The organism is Paraburkholderia sp. BGA-UO-ETr-F21, assembly GCF_059567925.1.
Genome location: NZ_JCAQOY010000029.1, coordinates 249,724 through 265,581, shown reverse-complemented (window position 1 = coordinate 265,581; position 15,858 = coordinate 249,724). Strand labels below are relative to the sequence as shown.

17 protein-coding genes are annotated in these 15,858 nt (G+C 65.4%); 2 read left to right on the top strand and 15 right to left on the bottom strand.

The genetic code is table 11. The features are described 5' to 3' along the window. Positions 1–16 precede the first annotated feature (16 nt). The 5 genes from AC57B1_RS17595 to AC57B1_RS17575 form a co-directional block, all read right to left on the bottom strand. The gene (locus AC57B1_RS17595; RefSeq protein WP_496418159.1) at positions 17–1,594 is read right to left on the bottom strand and encodes an FAD-binding oxidoreductase; all 1,578 of its coding nucleotides are present in this window, start codon (positions 1,592–1,594) and stop codon (positions 17–19) included. Between the two features lie 39 nt (positions 1,595–1,633). Beyond that, entirely contained in the window at positions 1,634–2,125 is a 492-nt protein-coding gene (locus AC57B1_RS17590; protein ID WP_496418158.1) for a hypothetical protein, read from the bottom strand. 243 nt (positions 2,126–2,368) lie between these two features. Next, positions 2,369–3,220 carry an anti-sigma factor gene (locus AC57B1_RS17585; RefSeq protein WP_408186036.1) on the bottom strand — a complete coding sequence of 284 codons (852 nt, stop codon included), beginning with the start codon at positions 3,218–3,220 and terminating at the stop codon, positions 2,369–2,371. Next, entirely contained in the window at positions 3,220–3,750 is a 531-nt protein-coding gene (locus tag AC57B1_RS17580) for a sigma-70 family RNA polymerase sigma factor (protein WP_408186006.1), read from the bottom strand. Before AC57B1_RS17580 ends, AC57B1_RS17585 begins: the two co-directional genes overlap by 1 nt. Positions 3,751–3,764: 14 nt before the next feature. Beyond that, positions 3,765–3,908 (bottom strand): hypothetical protein, encoded by a 144-nt coding sequence (locus AC57B1_RS17575; RefSeq protein WP_177204988.1) that lies wholly within the window; start codon positions 3,906–3,908, stop codon positions 3,765–3,767. Between the two features lie 352 nt (positions 3,909–4,260). Here AC57B1_RS17575 and hfq point away from each other — a divergent pair, with 352 nt between their 5' ends. After that, positions 4,261–4,794 (top strand): RNA chaperone Hfq, encoded by a 534-nt coding sequence (gene hfq / locus AC57B1_RS17570; protein WP_408186007.1) that lies wholly within the window; start codon positions 4,261–4,263, stop codon positions 4,792–4,794. A 20-nt stretch (positions 4,795–4,814) separates the two neighbouring features. Here hfq and AC57B1_RS17565 read toward each other — a convergent pair whose 3' ends face one another. Next, on the bottom strand, positions 4,815–5,042 hold the full coding sequence (locus tag AC57B1_RS17565) for a hypothetical protein (RefSeq protein ID WP_091800581.1): 228 nt from the start codon (positions 5,040–5,042) through the stop codon (positions 4,815–4,817). A 332-nt stretch (positions 5,043–5,374) separates the two neighbouring features. On the opposite strand from AC57B1_RS17565, the gene AC57B1_RS17560 reads away from it, so the two are divergent. After that, positions 5,375–5,572, top strand: a complete 198-nt coding sequence (locus tag AC57B1_RS17560) for a hypothetical protein (protein WP_496418157.1) — start codon at positions 5,375–5,377, stop codon at positions 5,570–5,572. A gap of 245 nt (positions 5,573–5,817) precedes the next feature. On the opposite strand, the gene AC57B1_RS17555 is transcribed toward AC57B1_RS17560, so the two are convergent. Genes AC57B1_RS17555 through AC57B1_RS17515 form a run of 9 tightly spaced genes read right to left on the bottom strand, consistent with a single transcriptional unit; the run spans position 5,818 to position 15,841 of the window. After that, on the bottom strand, positions 5,818–6,546 hold the full coding sequence (locus AC57B1_RS17555) for a DUF2968 domain-containing protein (RefSeq protein WP_408343223.1): 729 nt from the start codon (positions 6,544–6,546) through the stop codon (positions 5,818–5,820). A gap of 47 nt (positions 6,547–6,593) precedes the next feature. After that, the gene (locus AC57B1_RS17550) at positions 6,594–7,985 is read right to left on the bottom strand and encodes a sigma 54-interacting transcriptional regulator (protein ID WP_496418156.1); all 1,392 of its coding nucleotides are present in this window, start codon (positions 7,983–7,985) and stop codon (positions 6,594–6,596) included. 10 nt (positions 7,986–7,995) lie between these two features. Continuing rightward, a complete protein-coding gene (locus AC57B1_RS17545) occupies positions 7,996–9,786 on the bottom strand; it encodes a TadG family pilus assembly protein (protein ID WP_496418155.1) in 1,791 nt (596 codons plus the stop codon). A 1-nt stretch (position 9,787) separates the two neighbouring features. Continuing rightward, on the bottom strand, positions 9,788–10,207 hold the full coding sequence (locus tag AC57B1_RS17540; RefSeq protein ID WP_496418154.1) for a DUF3613 domain-containing protein: 420 nt from the start codon (positions 10,205–10,207) through the stop codon (positions 9,788–9,790). 51 nt (positions 10,208–10,258) lie between these two features. Then, positions 10,259–11,110, bottom strand: a complete 852-nt coding sequence (locus AC57B1_RS17535) for a tetratricopeptide repeat protein (protein ID WP_408343217.1) — start codon at positions 11,108–11,110, stop codon at positions 10,259–10,261. Positions 11,111–11,119: 9 nt separating this feature from the next. Further along, complete coding sequence (locus AC57B1_RS17530) at positions 11,120–12,118, bottom strand: type II secretion system F family protein (RefSeq protein WP_496418153.1); 999 nt, start codon at positions 12,116–12,118, stop codon at positions 11,120–11,122. 2 nt (positions 12,119–12,120) lie between these two features. Further along, positions 12,121–13,182 (bottom strand): type II secretion system F family protein, encoded by a 1,062-nt coding sequence (locus AC57B1_RS17525; RefSeq protein WP_496418152.1) that lies wholly within the window; start codon positions 13,180–13,182, stop codon positions 12,121–12,123. Next, positions 13,175–14,596: a TadA family conjugal transfer-associated ATPase gene (locus AC57B1_RS17520; protein ID WP_408343211.1), complete on the bottom strand. Its 1,422-nt coding sequence runs from the start codon at positions 14,594–14,596 to the stop codon at positions 13,175–13,177. Before AC57B1_RS17520 ends, AC57B1_RS17525 begins: the two co-directional genes overlap by 8 nt. Positions 14,597–14,599: 3 nt before the next feature. Next, on the bottom strand, positions 14,600–15,841 hold the full coding sequence (locus AC57B1_RS17515; protein ID WP_408343209.1) for a fimbrial protein: 1,242 nt from the start codon (positions 15,839–15,841) through the stop codon (positions 14,600–14,602). Positions 15,842–15,858 lie beyond the last annotated feature (17 nt).

Sequence of the window (15,858 nt, the reverse complement as noted above, 5' to 3'; positions counted from 1 at the left end):
CGGGCGACACGCGCCCTCAGGTGTAGCCTCGCCGGTCGCGCCACGCAGCCGGCCAGATGCCCTGCTTGCCCGGCGCGAGAATGCCGTTCGGGTCGAGCGCGTCCTTGATCGTTTCCGAGAGGCGCAGCAAGGCGCCGTCGTTGAAGCTGTATTGGGCGGCGGCAAAATCCATATACGCGAGATGCGCGCGATATTCGCCGTAGCCGGCGGCGCGCGCGTCGCTCATCAGCGAACGCAAAAGCGCGCCGGCCTGCTCGACCTGGTTCGCGTCGTCGCGGTCGAAAATCGCCGCGAAGATGTGATGCAGATGACGCGCGCCCGCCGTAAAACCGCCGTAGTAATCAAAGCCGTACTCCGCGGCGCGCGTTTTGACCATCGTGTATTGACGCAACGCGTCGCGCCCGGTCGCCGGGCACACCGGCGCGAAGTCGACATGCGCGCCCGCGCCGCCGCGCCAGTCGAGCATGCGAAACGCGCTCATCGCGGGAATGCCGGCGAGATTGCGGTCGCCGCCCGCCGTGGGCTGCGCATCGCCGGCATAACGCGTAGCGGAGAACCGTGCCTGCGGCACACGGGCAAACGCGCGCTGCACGATCGCATAACGCGCGTCGATCAATTCAGGCGTACCGTATAGCGCGAAATGCAGATTCCAGCGGCCCACGTTCAGCTTGTCGAGCATGGCGGCCACCGCGCGCTCGGGCATCGCGCCCGGCCCGTCATACCACTGCGCGCGTGCCGACAACCCGGCCGCGCGGCGCAAGCCGCCTTCGATCACCGCATGATTGCGGATCGTTTCATCGAGCCGCAGCGGACGCAAAGTCTCCACGATCGCTTCGAGATCCGCTTCATGGCGAAACTGGATTTCGCCCAGCAGATACGCGGGCGGCGCGGGCATCAGCCAGACGCCCAGCTTGGTGACGATGCCGTAGTTCGACTGCATGAACATCGCGTCGAACGAGGGACCGAAGCCCGGTTGATACAACTGCCACGCGGTGCCGATTTCGATCCCGCCCATTCCCGTGCGCAACACGTCGCCATTGGCCAGCACCACTTCCATGCCGCATTGCGACGCCGCATGGTCGCCGTAATCCGTATACCCGAAGCCGCGCTCGAGCGTATTGCCGACCACACTGCCCCAACCGGCCGCGGGCGGATCGACCCACAGCTTGTAGCCTTTCTCGCGTAAATACGCGTACAGATCGAAATAACTCACGCCCGGCTCGACCAGCGCGTATCCCATCGTCTCGTTCACTTCGATGATGCGGTTCATCCGGTGCAGATCGAGCACCACCGAACCGGCGAGTCGCGGCGCCGCTCCGCCATAGGCGAAGTTGCGCCCGGTCGAGACGGTCCACAGCGGAATGCGAAATTGATTGGCAATCCGCAATATCGCGCGAATCTCGTCGACGGATCCAGGCAAGAGCGCGGCACTGGCCGAAAACGCCTCGCGCTCGCCGGGCGCGAACGGATCGAGATACGCGGCGAGCCCGTCCGCCGAGGTGACCACCTGCGGCTCGCCGACAATCGAGCGCCAGGCGGCGAGCGCGCGATCGAACTGCGCGGCGGATACCTTCGGCGGCAAGCTGCGAATCAACGCATCTCCTTGGCCGTCGCGCGCGCGAGCGGCAGCGGGTTAGCGGCGCATTCCACCGCCGCCATGCGACATGCCACCCCACGAGCGGGTGGGCGGCGCACCGCGCCAACCGCCATGGCCGCCCACGCCATACGGTCCGCGCACGCCGTGCATGTAGCGCACATGATCCATGTGATGAAAATGATGAAAGCGGTCGACGAACACGAACGACACGCCGACACCGAACACAACCGGTGGCCCCCAATACCATGGATCGTAGTAGTAGACCGGCCCATCCGCCAAGGCCTGAGCAGCAGCATCGTCTTCGACGATCTGCCACGTGCCATCCGCTTGCAGGCACGCGCGGCCGGTGATCTGCTGCATGACGCCGTCGATTTCCGCCTGCCCCACCACGAAACGGCACGTCGACGTATCGGCTGAAACCGGATCCGCTTGCGCTTGCGCCTCGACGGGTGCCGCGCATGCGGCGCAAAAACACAGGCAGGCTGCGGCGCTAAACAGCCGGCTGCCGAAAAGATGAAATGTGAACATGATTTTGCTGCCTCGACGCACCGGCGTTGCGACCCGCAAAAAACGTGTCGGCGCCGTGAAGACACCGTCGGTTTGCCTTGCTCGAAACCGTGCCGCGCATGCGCACGCGAGGACGACACGATCCAGCACCGAGTAAACGAAACGCCGCGCAACGCTATTCCGCTTGCGCCGCTGCAACGCCGGCGGTTTCGGTTACCGCGTATTGCAGCGCCGCGCGACGGCGTTTCGCGCCTGCGAACACCGCTACTGCCAGGACTCCGGTTTGCCGCCGAGCGCGCTGCACACGTCGATGGCGATGGTGCGCAGTTTGCCTTCCGCGATCGGCCCGGAGAGCGCATAGCCCATGCCGTCGTTGATCCAGTAGAAGGTGCGCCGGTTGCCTTCGCGCAACAGCCGGAACGCGGTTTCGTCGCGCGAAGTGCCGGTGACGTAAAGCGTGAGCCGCGCGCCGCTGCCGTTCTCGTACATGAATTGCGCGGCCGGTCCCGCTTCGCCGGGCAACAGCCGCCCGCCCACCAGCGAATAGCCATACTCCTGCAACGACGGCACCGAGAGCGGCCGGTTCAGCCGCTTGGAGAGCCAGTTGATCAGATGCTCTTCTTCGCTGGCCGCGACCTCCACCGGGTGACGACGCTCCGGCGTGTACACCGCATAAGCGATGTCCGCGCGCTGGGCGAAGCTCGGCGGCTGGCCGCCCAAACCGCCCCACGCGCCACCGGTCAGACGCGGCGCGAGCGGACCCAGAGCCAGCGCGAGCCCGGCGCCAGCCGCCAGCCAGCAGGCCGCGACGCCCACTCGCTGCCACCATGGCGTGTTCCGGCGCAACACGATGAAGGCCGGTTCGTCGGCGGCATCGTCCGCACGGCGTTGATTGCGCTCATCACGCTCGCTGCGCGGCGGCGCGCCGCACAACGCCCGCAACGCGGATTTCTGCGCGCGCCAGGCGGCCACGCGCGCGGCGGCCTGCGGATGCTGGTGCAGTTGCGCCTCGATCGCGGCGCGCTCCGTGCCCGGCAATTCATCGTCGACAAACGCCGACAGCGCTCGCAGGTCGAGCCCTTCGGGCAAGCTGGAATCGTAGTCGTCGTTATTCATCACGGGTTTCTCACTACTTTCAACGGCGGAGATTTACGCGCCGGGCCTTGAGCCGGCCCCTCCGTCAGCAACGCGCGCATATGTTCGCGCGCGCGCGACAGCCGCGACATGACCGTGCCGATCGGCACGCCGAGTGCGCGCGACGCTTCCTGATAAGACAGATCCTCCACGCAGACCAGCAACAGCACTTCGCGCTGTTCGACCGGCAGACAATACAGCGCGCGCTGCAGATCGCGCAGCACGAGCCCGTCGACTTCACCCTGAGGCGCTTCGAGATTGCGCCACGGCGCGCTCTCTTCGTCGACGGCAATCTCGCGGCGGCCGCGCAACTGGTCGATGTAGAGATGCCGCAGGATCGTCAGCAGCCACGCGCGCAGATTGCTGTCCGGCCGGAAAGCCGCCCAGCGCGCGAGCGCGCGCTCCGCCGTATCCTGCACGAGGTCGTCGGCCCAGGCGCGGTCACCCGTCAGTGCGCGCGCGTAGCGGCGCAACTGCGGGAGCCACGAAATCACTTCAGTTTCGAAACTCACCCGGCGCGAGACGTTCAGTAGCCGCCGCCGCTGCCCGTGCCACCACTCGTGCCGGAGGCGCTGCTATCGGTCGCGGACGTGCACGCGCTCGTCGCGAGCGTGCCGCCCGCGAGCGCCAGCAGGACGAAAACGGCGGAGAGAATGCGGGATAGTTTCATGGTGAGTCTCCTCATGGGCGCCGGGACGCCTCGCGCGAACCGTGCAACCGATCGGCCGCGCGCACGATGCAGCGCCGCCATGCCTGATATAACGCCGGCAGCCGGTGGTTTATTCCGCTGAAGGCGCCGCCCTGCGCTATCTTTTTCCGCCATCCGCGCCGCGAGGGCCTGCGGGTGGCGGAAGAATGCGGCATTCGTCCGCAGATTCGTAACTCAACGTTACAGTCAATAGTTATCAGATGCTTATGTGTCCACAAGCCGTTATAGTGGACGCAGTTCGCCCGCCGACGCGTTCCGCCCCCACACAGGGTAGAATCGCGGCGAACAACCGTCTTTCTAACCTGAATTGTCCATGGCTTCCGCAGAATCGCATCCGCAAAACGACTTCATGAACGCCGCGCGCAAAGAACGAAAGCGCGTTGAGATCTACCTTGTCAATGGCATCCGCCTGACCGGGTGCATCGAGTCGTTCGATCAGTATCTGGTGATGCTGCGCACGCCTGTCGGCCTGCAAGGCATCTACAAGCGCGCGATCTCGACGATCCAGCTCGACACCGGCACGCGTCCGGCTCCGCGCGCGGGGCGTCCGTCGCACGGCGAACACACCACGCGCGGTCCGCACGGTTCGCGTGAACCGCGCGATCATCGTGAGCCGCGCGAACCGCGTGAACCGCGCGAGTCGTATGGCGCGCCGTCTTCGGACCGGCCTGCGTCAGATCGTAGCAGCAGCACGTCGGACGGCCCCGTGGTCGTGACGCGCCGCCGTCGTTTGTTCGGCACGGGCGGCGACGGTGGTAATCATGGCGGCGGCCACCATGGTGGCGGCAGTCACGGTGGCAACGGCGGTGGTAATGGTGGTAACGGTGGTAATGGCGGCACCGAGTAAGTTGCCGCAACAGCGCTCGGCTACTCCGTTGAATGGCCGAGCCGCTGCAAGATCTTTTCCAGGCGCATCACCTGCAGTTCCGTCAGTTCGAATCCACATTTGACCGCCAGCACGCGGCGGCGCCAATAGCAGGCGTCCAGCATGCGCTGCGCCGGTTGCCTCGTTGCCCAATCCAGATGTTCCAGTTCTGCTTCCACGACGTGTGACGCGTTGAGGCGCTGTGCGCACGCAGTTTTTTTCCGGTTCATGGTTTTCGCTGCCTTGTTGTTCACGGGTTCCTGGTTGCGCTCCTCCCGAGCTCGACACTGCCGGTTCGCGACATGCGTTGCGGTCTTCCGGCCAACACGATCGGCGATTGATTTTGTTTTTCCCGCGCCGCTTTGCGTCGACACACGGAAAACGAGCTGATGCGCATTGGTTTTAAGTTTTTATTGATGACGCCGCTTCGCCTCCCCGCTCGTTCGCCTCGCGCTTTTGAAGCAGACGCTTACGCGCACATTCCTAAGCCATTCGGCCGATATTCGCCGGCGCCCGCTTTGCGCTATGCTGGATTGCCGACTCTCTTCTCACGGAGCACGTCATGACCAGCAAGAAGCAACACGAAACTCACAAAGCCGAAACGCAAACGCCCGCCGAATCCGCTGAGTCCGAGGACAACAGGCTCGATGAGGCACTCGAGGAAAGTTTTCCCGCCAGCGATCCGATCGCTGTGGACACGGGAGACCCGCATCACGTGGAGGACAAAGAGGGGTCTTCGGAGGGAAAGAAGCGGCGCTAGAAATTGCCGCACTGATGTATCACGTGGGCACAGCGAAATGATGTCGTGAAGGTTGGGCTCGCCCGCGCAGATGCGGTGAGCCAGGTGTGGCCCCTTGAGCGCGTGCTCGTCAGATGCGGTATCGCAGAGGTCGCATGCCGAGGGTGGCAGGCGCTGCTTGCGCAGCAAGCACAGCGGGCAGGTGTCGGGCGGCATCTCCAATCCCGCGCCGCCCTGCCCAGCCGACAGTCCTCAGAGCATCGCCCTCAGTGCGAGGGCAAACCGCTTTCCAACTGGCGTTGCAGCTCGCGTACCTGACGCTGCGCGGCACGCAACTGATCTTGCGCGGAAGCTTTCTGCTGAGCGAGCGCCGTGGCTTCGGCGCGCGTTTGCTGCTGCTGGCTCGCCACGATGGTCTGCTGCTGACGCGCAACATCCAGGTCCGCTTGCAGGCGGTTCGCACGGTCCTGCGACAGCGCGATCATCCGCTCCGTGAACGCCTTCTGCGCCTCGAGTTGCGTGCGGCGAATCTCGACGTCCGACAGTTGCACCGTCTGACGCACGAAATCCTTGTAGATCATGTCGGCACGCGCCGCGTCCTGCGTCTTGATGACCCGCCAGAAGTTTTTCTGCTGGAACAGCGCCACGTAGTACGTCATTTCCTTGCCGTAAAACAGCAAGCTCGCGCCGTAACTACCGTTATAAGTGGTGCGCAGTTCGCTCAGATCCGAGCCGTGGATCATTTGCTGCAATTCCGCCACGTTACCCGCGGCGGATTGCTTCGCTTCGTCGGGCGTGAGCGCGGAAGTCTGGGCCTGTCCCGCCTGTGAAGTTGCCGGCAACGCCGCCGTCGTGCCTGGCTGGGAAACAACGCCGCTCACGGCGCCAGCGCTCGTGCTGCTGTCCGGCAGAGCCTGCGCATTGACACCCCGCGCTGCCCCCATCGCGATGACTGCGGCGAAGGCAATCTGTCGTAGTTTCGACTTTCGGTCCATGTAATTCCTGCTTGAACAGTTTTTGTTTTAGTACAACCGTCTCATTATTACTCACTTTCGCGTGTTTCGGGCTCTTCGTCAAAAATTTGGTACTTGCGCATTTTCTCCCACAGCACCTTGCGGCTGATGCCGAGATAGAGCGCCGTATCCTGGCGACGCCAGCCGTTTGCGTCGAGCGCGGCCAGCACGCGGTTACGCTCGGCCATGTCCCATTTGCTGCGGTCCACCAGCACCTCGGCGACACTCTCCGCCGGCACCGGCTGGCTGGTGCGCGCCAGCGCGAGAAGCCGTTGCAGGCGCGCCGCATCCCACGCGCCGATCTGGCGCACGGTCACGCCAATGCGCTCGGCCAGGTTGCGCAGCTCGCGCACATTGCCGGGGAAATAGGTATCGGCCACGGCATCGGCGAGCCAGTACGGCAGGTCGGGCAAAGCAGCCAGACGCTCGGTACCGACGATCTGCGCGATGAACGCCTTGAAGATCGCAATCTTGTCGACGGCGCCCCGCTCTTCGAGTGACGGAATTTTCAACTCGATCACGGCGAGGCGGTAGTACAGGTCGGCGCGAAACGTGCCGTCCTTCACCAGTTGCGGCAGCAATTTGTTGGTCGCCGCCACCAGCCGGAAGTCGAGCTTCACCGGCGTCGCCGAACCGATACGCGTGACCGCGCTGTCTTCGAGCACGCGCAGCAGCTTGACCTGCTGATAGAGCGGCAGATCGCCGATTTCGTCGAGGAACAGCGTGCCGCCGTCGGCCTGCTCGAAATAGCCTTTATGCGCGACCACCGCGCCCGTGAACGAGCCTTTCGAGTGACCGAAGAACAGCGACTCGAACAGGCCGTCCGGTATCGCGCCGCAGTTCACCGCGACGAACGGGCCTTGCCCGTAGCGGCTATGTTTCTCGTGCAGCAGTTGCGCGATGCGCTCCTTGCCGACGCCGGTTTCGCCGTGCACCAGCACGCTCGTGTCGCAGTCGGCGAAAGTATCGACTTCGTGCAGCAGCGCCTGCATGCACTCCGAGTTCGCGATCATCGCGTCGGACTCGTGCGTCTTCGCGCTATGCGCGCGCATTTGCAGCACGAGCTTCATGACCATGCCGCGCAATTCGGCGCAGGTGAAGTCGAGCGGCAGGATATGCGAGTACTCGGACGGATAGGTGGCCGGATCGTGTTCGCGCGGCGCGGCGCCGACCCATACGACGGGGATGCCGTGCGCCGCCTGCCAGTCGCGCAGGATCAACGCGCCGCTGTCGATCACCGACACGCTGATGATCGCGAGCGACGGCCGCAGCGCGGTCCGTTCGGGCGAGATCGCGATATCGTCCGCACGGATCACTTCGACATCGAAGCTCGCCATGCAGCGCGCGACCCGGTCGACGATGTCGGCCTTGCCCTCCCAGACGTAGATATCGAGTTCCTCGATTTTGGTGGGGGTTCTCATCTTGGATAGGCTAGTTGACCAGTTGCGCGACGCCGCACGTCAGCGACATGTTGTGGACCGTGGCGGTGCCGACCTGAACGCCCAACAGGGAAAGTGTCGGGACGAGGACTGCGTCGAGCAGGTTGAAAACGGGTTGGAGAGCCGTCGAGAATACGGGCGCGAGGGCCGCGAGCAAGGGCTTGGTGACCGTTGTCAAGTCAAGCCCCGCAGCGGTCACTTGAAGCAGGTTCGGCAACGCCTTGAGTAGCTGCGCGGTTAGCGTCGACGCGTCGCTTCCGACGGCATTGGAATTGACGGTGATCGACGAGTCGAAACTGCCGGATGAACCGTTGAAGGTAACGGGCTGCGGCGAGGGCGGCGCCAATGGCAATTGGCCCGTGCCACCAAGCGCGATCTGCGTGAGGTCAATCGTGCCGGTCAGAATGGTCCACACCGTAACGTCAGCGATGTTGATCAAGCCGCCGCAAGCCGCGTTTGCCCCGAGGCAGACCGTAGCAATACTCGGAGCGACCTGAATCGTGGCCTTGGTCGCCGCCTTGGTCGATTCGCAGCCGACCGAACTGAGTGAGGCAGTGCCCTGCGCACTCGTCAACGAAAGCATGATCGGGGTATTGAGAGCGGCGATGCTGATCGAGCCGATGCCGAGATTCAGGCTGATCGGCGTGAACATCACCGGCAACAGATTGACGCTCGCGTTGATCACCGCCGTGCGCGCTTGAGTCCGGTACGTCCCGTCGGCCGACGTGCCGCCCTCGCCTACGGCCAACACGGGCGGATTGATGATCTGTAGCGAAATGCCCGCCACGCCGGCCAGCCCGGCCGCCACATTGATCACCGGCGCGTTGCCCTGGCTGCCATCCGGGCTGCGTTGCGCGATCTGTGCGGCGACCAGTAAAGCATCGAACGCGTTGATCGTCGCGCTCGCCGCGGCATTCGGATTAGCGAGGCCGAGCGCGAGCAGTCCTGGCGCGGACGTGCCGCCGTCGCCGATCGCAATGTTCTGCCCGCCCGGAATGGCCACGGCCACCTTCTGCAGAATCGCCGCGTTGATGGTGTCGCCGCCCGCCTGCAGCGCGTTGACCATCGCGACCATCAGTTGCTGAAAACTCACCGTGGTGCCGAGCAGCCCCTTCATCGTCGCGGCACCCAGCGCCACCTTCAGATCGTCCAGCTTGACGTGCGCCGTCGCGAGACTCTGCGTGTCGCCCACGCTCAGCGACACGCTGGTTTTCAGCAGTCCGCCGAGGATCGCGTTCAACAGCGCCGACTGTTGCGTATTGATCGTCGCGATGCCGGTGCCGAGCGAGAACGCGTCGATGTTGGAGGCGAACGCGGTAGCCGTCGCCGAGACGTTACGGTTCGGTCCGACGAAGAAGTACGGTACGCGTTGAGTCGTCGTCACCTGCACCGCATTGAGCGGGTTGCCGCTGGTGCCGAAGTACGTGCTCGAACTCGTGTCCCAGCGGCCGCACGTGGTGGTGATAGTCGTGGTGCTGCCGGTCGTGAAACCGTTGGCGCTCGCATTCTGCTGCGCGGCGGTGGTAGCCGTCGCGCAACCGCCCGAGGAGGCGATCATCTGAACCGCCGCCATCGCGGCCAGATCGGCCGTGCGCTGCAATTGCCTGCGCGCGAAATACACGTTGCCGACATCGATCGCGCCGAGCGCCGCGATCGCGAGGCTCAGCCAGATCGCCGCGACCACCGCGACCGCGCCATGCTGACCGCGCGCGAGCGCGCGCCGCGCGTGCAGCGGACGTGCGTTGCGCGCGGCGAGGCGCATGGCAAAAGGCAACTTGCGCATGTCAGTTCGAGCCACCGCTACTTCCGCCGATGCCGCTGTTCAAGCCCATCGCGCCGCTGCCCCCGCTGCCGCTATTCAATGCGGAGCCATACAGATCGGGAATCTTGCTCTTGAACGATTCCATATACCGACGGTAGGCCAGCCCGGCTTCGGCGCCGAGCATCGGCAGCGCCGGCGCAGTCTGCGTATTGCTGCTCTGCAGGTCGAGCCAGGCACGGGCCGCGTGACCCACTTCGCTGGCCTGCACCACCGGTTGCACAGCCTGAACCGGCTGTTCCGTGTCGCTCGTCTGCGCGCTCGCGGGAGCGGACGCGCCCAGCAGCATACCGGCCATTGCGGCCATCGCGGCCATCGCGGCCTTCGCCAGCCGCCGGCTCGACTTTGCCGCCCGCCAACCCCGCTTCGTCATTCTGTTTTTCATTGTTGCTCCCTGATTGCCTGATGCCTCAGCACGAAGTCGCCACGCGCCCGCTCATTGCGAAAAACGCTGCAACAGACGCGGCGCGGGCTCGATCCCCTGCGCGCTCGCGACCGTGCGCGCGCCCGTACTCCCCGCGCCCACCTGTGGCTGCGCTGGCGCGCCGCGTTGCGCACGCCCTGCCGCGGCCACTTTCGCCGCGTCGCTGCGAATCGCGGCTCGCACGTCCGGCGCGAGTTGCTGCTGATTCATCACGGCCAGCGCCTGCGCCTGGTCGCCATTGGCGAGCAGATAGAGCGCCACGTTGCTGACGATCTTCGGATTGGTCGGGTCCAGTTCGGCCGCCTTCATGAGCGGCACGCGCGCACCGTCCACATCGCCGTCGCGCAAACGCGCATAGCCGAGGTCGGACAAGGTCGCCGCATCGGTCGGCGCGAGCTGGACCGCCTGCTGAAATTCCTGCGCGGCGCGCGTGAAGTCGCCGGCCGCGCCAGCGATCAGACCGAGGCCGCGATAGCCACGCGTGGCGAGCGGCGTCTTCAGCAGTTGTCCGTAGACGGCCACGGCGGCGGCAGGCTGATCGGTCATACGCAGCGCGTCGGCGCGCAGCAGAATCGAGTCGGGGCTCGCGCCGTACTGCTTGTCGTACGCATCGATATGCGCGAGCGAAGCGAAGTACAGTCCCTGAGATTGCATCCGGTCGATCAAGCCGAGGTACATGCCGGGCGTGTCCGGCGCGGGATCCTTATTGGCCTGCTGGGCCAGCACGGCGCGCTCGGCCTGCGGTCCGACGCCGTAACCCACAAGGTCTTTAGATGCGCACGCGCCGAGCAGCGACAGCGCGGCCAGCGTCGCGGCGCAACGGGCGCCCGGTTTGACGGAATCGAACGGGAGACTGTAAGTCATGGCAAATCCTCAGTGCTTCGCTGCGCCCAACGAATGCTGGACAGCCAGCACGCCGGGTCCGGCCGTGACGATCATCAACGCGGGCAACAGCGTCACGATCATCACGCCTGTCATCTTCACGGCGAGCCGGCCGATACGTTCGCGCAGCATCGCGCGGCGCGTCTCCCGCAGGCGGTCGCCGAACTGCTTGAGCGGTTCCTGCACGGCGCCGCCGTGCCGGTCGACCTGCACCAGCAAGCGCATCACCGCGCGCAGATCTTCGTTGTCGTAGCTCGTCGCGAGCCGGTTCAGCGACTGCTCGCGCGTGCGTCCCGCGGCGAACTGACGTTGCGCGATCTCCAGCTCGCCGGCGAGCACCGGCAACATGCCGCGAAAATCGTTGACCACCACCTGCAGGCTCTGATCGAGCGACAAGCCCACGCCTTGCAGGAGACGCAGCAAATCGACCAGCAACGGCAATTCGTCGACCACACCGTTGCGGCGCTTGCTGGCACGCCGCCGCAACACGACCTTCGGCAACATGAAGCCCACCATCGCGGCGATGATCACCAACGCCATATAGCGTGCCCCCTCCAGCTGACCGCGCGCCAGCATGGCGACCAGCACGGGCAGCACCAGCGCACCGACCAGCCGCGCCACCAGAAAGAGGCCACGCGTGCGCGTATCCACGAAACCGCATTGTTCGAGCAGCCGGCGATCTTCTTCCGCGACGATCTGGCGGCCCAACGGCGTGTCGAGCCAGCGAATCCCGGCATGCGCAAAGCGCTCCAGCAGGCCTTTGAGACCCGTGGGCCGAGCGCTGCGCGCTGCCGCCTTCGCGCCACTCTGTGCGCCTTCTCCATTGCGTGCCGCCGCGGCGGCGAGCAGCGCGCGCTCGTCGAGCGCGTGGCGCAGCGTGCGTTCGCTGCGCCGCGCCGCCGCCACGCGCGCCAGCACGAGGCCTGCGATCAGCAGCAAGCCGAGTGCCGCCAGAGCGAGCGCGAGTGCGACGAGTTGTTGAGTCTGCATCGTCAATTCCTCAGGTTCGCGAGGCGATACAACAGATAGGCCCCGCCCAGCTGCAATGCAAACGCCAGATAGACCAGTTGCCGGCCGGTCGGGTCGAACCACATCGACGCGAAATACTTAGGATTGGAGAGGATCAGAAACCCGCCGATCCCGACCGGCAGCATGGCCAGCACCCACGACGAGAGCCGCGTTTCCGCCGACATCGCGACCAGTTCGCGCTCGGCGTGTTCGAGGTCGCGCATGAACGAGGCCATCCGTTCGAGCATGACGTCGGCGCGTCCGCCGTATTTGACCGACAGACGCAGCACGGCGCCGACCAGTTCGAGTTCGCGCACGCCATAGATCAGCGCGACCTGGGAGAGCGCGCGATCGATCTCCACGCCGGTGCGCAGCATTCGCGACACGTAGTCGAGGCATTCGCGCAGCGGCGCCTCGGTGGTTTGCATCGCGGCCTGGAAGGCCGCGGGCACGCTGTTGCCGAGCGTGATCAGACGCACGATGCCGTCGAGAAACAGCGGCAACTGCCGCACGATCTGCTGACGGCGTTTGTTCACGCGCAGCGTCAACAGAAAATAGAAGAACATCACGCAGGCGATCAACGCGGCGCCGGCCGCGAGCAAGCCGCCTGCGAGCGCGGCCCAGCCGCACAGCAGCAACACCACGGTGCCCGCGAGCGCGGCCGGCGCTTTTGCATTGGCAATGCCCGCACGCGCCATCGCGTGCCGCACCATGAAACGCACGCGCGCCTGCAGATAACGCCAATACTCGAGCCAGCCAGCGTTGGCAGACGGTGCCTGCGGAGCGATCACGGCCTGCGTCGCGACGGCGCGCGCGGGGCCGCCGCGCGCACCGCTTGCCGGGCCGCTGCCCATCCCACCCGCAGCGACGCCGGCCGCCATGGGGGACGCCCCAAACGAACCCCCGTTAGGCGACGCCATGCGGCTGTCGATGTAGCGTTCCGCGCTCACCTGGCCTTTGCGTTGCGCGCCGCGCTGCCAGAGCAGCAATGCGAGCGCCGCGCAGAGCAGCGCAAGCGCCGCGAAGACCAGGACCGCGCTAGACATTGAAGCCTCCGCCAAACCCGCCACCACCACCGCCGAAGCCGCCACCGCCAAATCCGCCGCCACCGCCCGATCCGCCAAAGCCGCCGCCGAAGCCCGCGTTGCCGAACGCATTGTTTGCCTCGCCGCCGCCGAGCGCCTGGCGGAAACGCGCCAGCTTCGGCGAGTGCGGATGAATGCCGAGCGAGACCCAGTTGTCGAGCTCGTCGCCTTCGGCGGTCAGGATCGGCTCGTAGCGATACAGCTCCTGCGTGGCGATGATGTTGTCGGACAGCCCCGTCACTTCCGTGATCGACAGGATCCGACGGCGGCCGTTGGAGAGCCGGCCGATCTGCACGATGAAGTCGATCGCATTGGCGATCTGGCGGCGCAGGCTCGACTCGGTGCCCTGAAAGCCCGCGAAACCCGCCAGCATTTCGAGCCGGTACAGACATTCGCGCGGCGAGCTCGCGTGCACGGTGCCCATCGAGCCGTCGTGGCCGGTGTTCATCGCCTGCAGCATTTCGAGCACCTCGCCGCCGCGCACTTCGCCGACGATGATGCGGTCCGGCCGCATCCGCAAGGTATTGCGCAGCAGGTCGCGAATCGTCACGACGCCCGCGCCGTCGAAGCCGCCCGGCCGGCTTTCCAGCCGCACCACGTGCGGATGGTTCAGCGACAGTTCGGCAGTGTCCTCGATGGTCACGACCCGTTCCGGTTCGGGAATATGAAACGCCAGCGCATTGAGCAGCGACGTCTTGCCCGAGCTCGTGCCGCCCGACACCAGCACATTGCAGCGCGCCGCCACCGCGGCTTCGAGCAACGCGCCGATCTCCGGACTGTAGGTGCCGTTGCCGAGCAGATCGTCGGGCCGCATCGGATCTTTGCGGAATTTGCGGATCGAGACGATCGGCCCGTCGATCGAGAGCGGCTCGATCACCACGTTCACACGGCCGCCGTTCGGCAGACGCGCATCGACCATCGGATTCGATTCGTCCAGACGTCGGCCGATCGGCGCGAGAATGCGCCGCACGATTCGCAGCAGGTGCGCGTTGTCGGCAAAGCGCACCTGAATGCGCGTCAGAATGCCGTGGCGCGACACGTACACGTCGTTGTAGCCGTTGATCAGAATGTCTTCAACGGCCGGATCGGCGAGCAGATCCTCGATCGGACCGAAGCCCGCGAGTTCCTTGGTCAGCGCTTCCGCGATCAGGCGCACTTCGCTCTCGTTGATCGGTATGCGGCGCAGCCTGACGAAGCTGTCCATCTCCAGATCGACGAACTGGTTGATCGCGTTACGCGACCAGCGGCCGAACTCGGAGCCGAGTTCCTCAATACGCGTGAGCAGATGTTCGTGCGCCGCGTTCTTGATATCCTGGAACTGCTGGCTATGCGCGAACGAAGGCGCGTCGTCGGCAAATTCGATTTCTTTTGCCATCGTCTATGACCGCTTGTGAGTGGTTGGAATGAGGCGCTTGAGCGCGCCGAGAGCCGACTTGCCGCGTGCCTGCGAAGCGGTGCGCTCGGCGCCGCCGAGCCGCTCGATCAACGGTTCGAGCGCGCGCACATACGGATCGCGCGCGGCGACATCGGCCAGCAGATGCCCCTGATTGACCGCCTGCCCAAGCGCGATACGCCGCTCCGGCAAGGTGGCGAGCAATGGAATGTCCAGACGTTGCGCGATCTGCGCGGCGGCGAGACCGAGATCGGCGTCGAACTTGTTGACGATCAGCTGCACGTTCGCGGTATCCACGCCCTCTTCGCGCAACGCGTCGAGCACGCCGACTGCCGATACGATCGAGGCCACGCCCTGATCGCACAGCAGCCAGGTTTCATCGGCGGCCTGCACGACATGGGCGATGAACTCGCCATTGGTGAAGCCGCCGAGATCGACGATCTGCTGGTCGAAGAACGCCCGCAGGCGGCTCAGCAAACCGATCGACGACGAGTACGAGACCTCGCGCATGTCCGCCAGATTCGGCGGCAGCGTGGTGAGCGCGAGGCCGCTCGCGTGGTGCGACAGCGCGGTATGCACGAAGGTCTGATCGAAGCGGCGCAGGTTGCGCACGGCTTCGACGAAATTGAATTCACTGCGCGTATTCAGGAGCAGCGAGGCGTCCGCGGCCGGCAGGCCGAGATCGAGCAACGCCGCTTGCCGGCCCTGCGCGACATCGCGCCGTTGCAGCATCACCGAAAGATTCGCGGCCAGCGTGCTCACGCCCATGCCGACGCGCGCGCCCAGCAGCGCGGTGACATGGCCATGGCGGCTAACCGGCTCGACAAGGTTGTCGAGCACCTGGCGCGTGATTCGCAGAGCGTCTTCGCGGGGCGCCGTCAGATCGATGAAGTCGCGCACGCCGGCACGCAACGCGGCCAGCGCGCTTTCGGGTTCCGCGAGCGAGCCCAGCGCGACGATCTGCATGCTGGGATAGGCGGCGCGCACCGCGCTCGCGGCAGCGCTCGCCGCCGCGGCGCGGCCGCAGGAAAAATCGACGAACACCAGCGACGGATTCAGCGTCGCAATGCGCTGTGTCAGCATCGACGGATCGAGCGTGGCCACTTCGACCACACCGGCGCCCACCAGCGTATCGGCGAGCCAATGCACGTGTTCGTCGGTTAGCGACGCGAACACGAAATAGTCGGTGACCGCCCGTTCAGTCAATGAATGCGTTCTCGCGTTCATGTTGGACTTCCTTATGC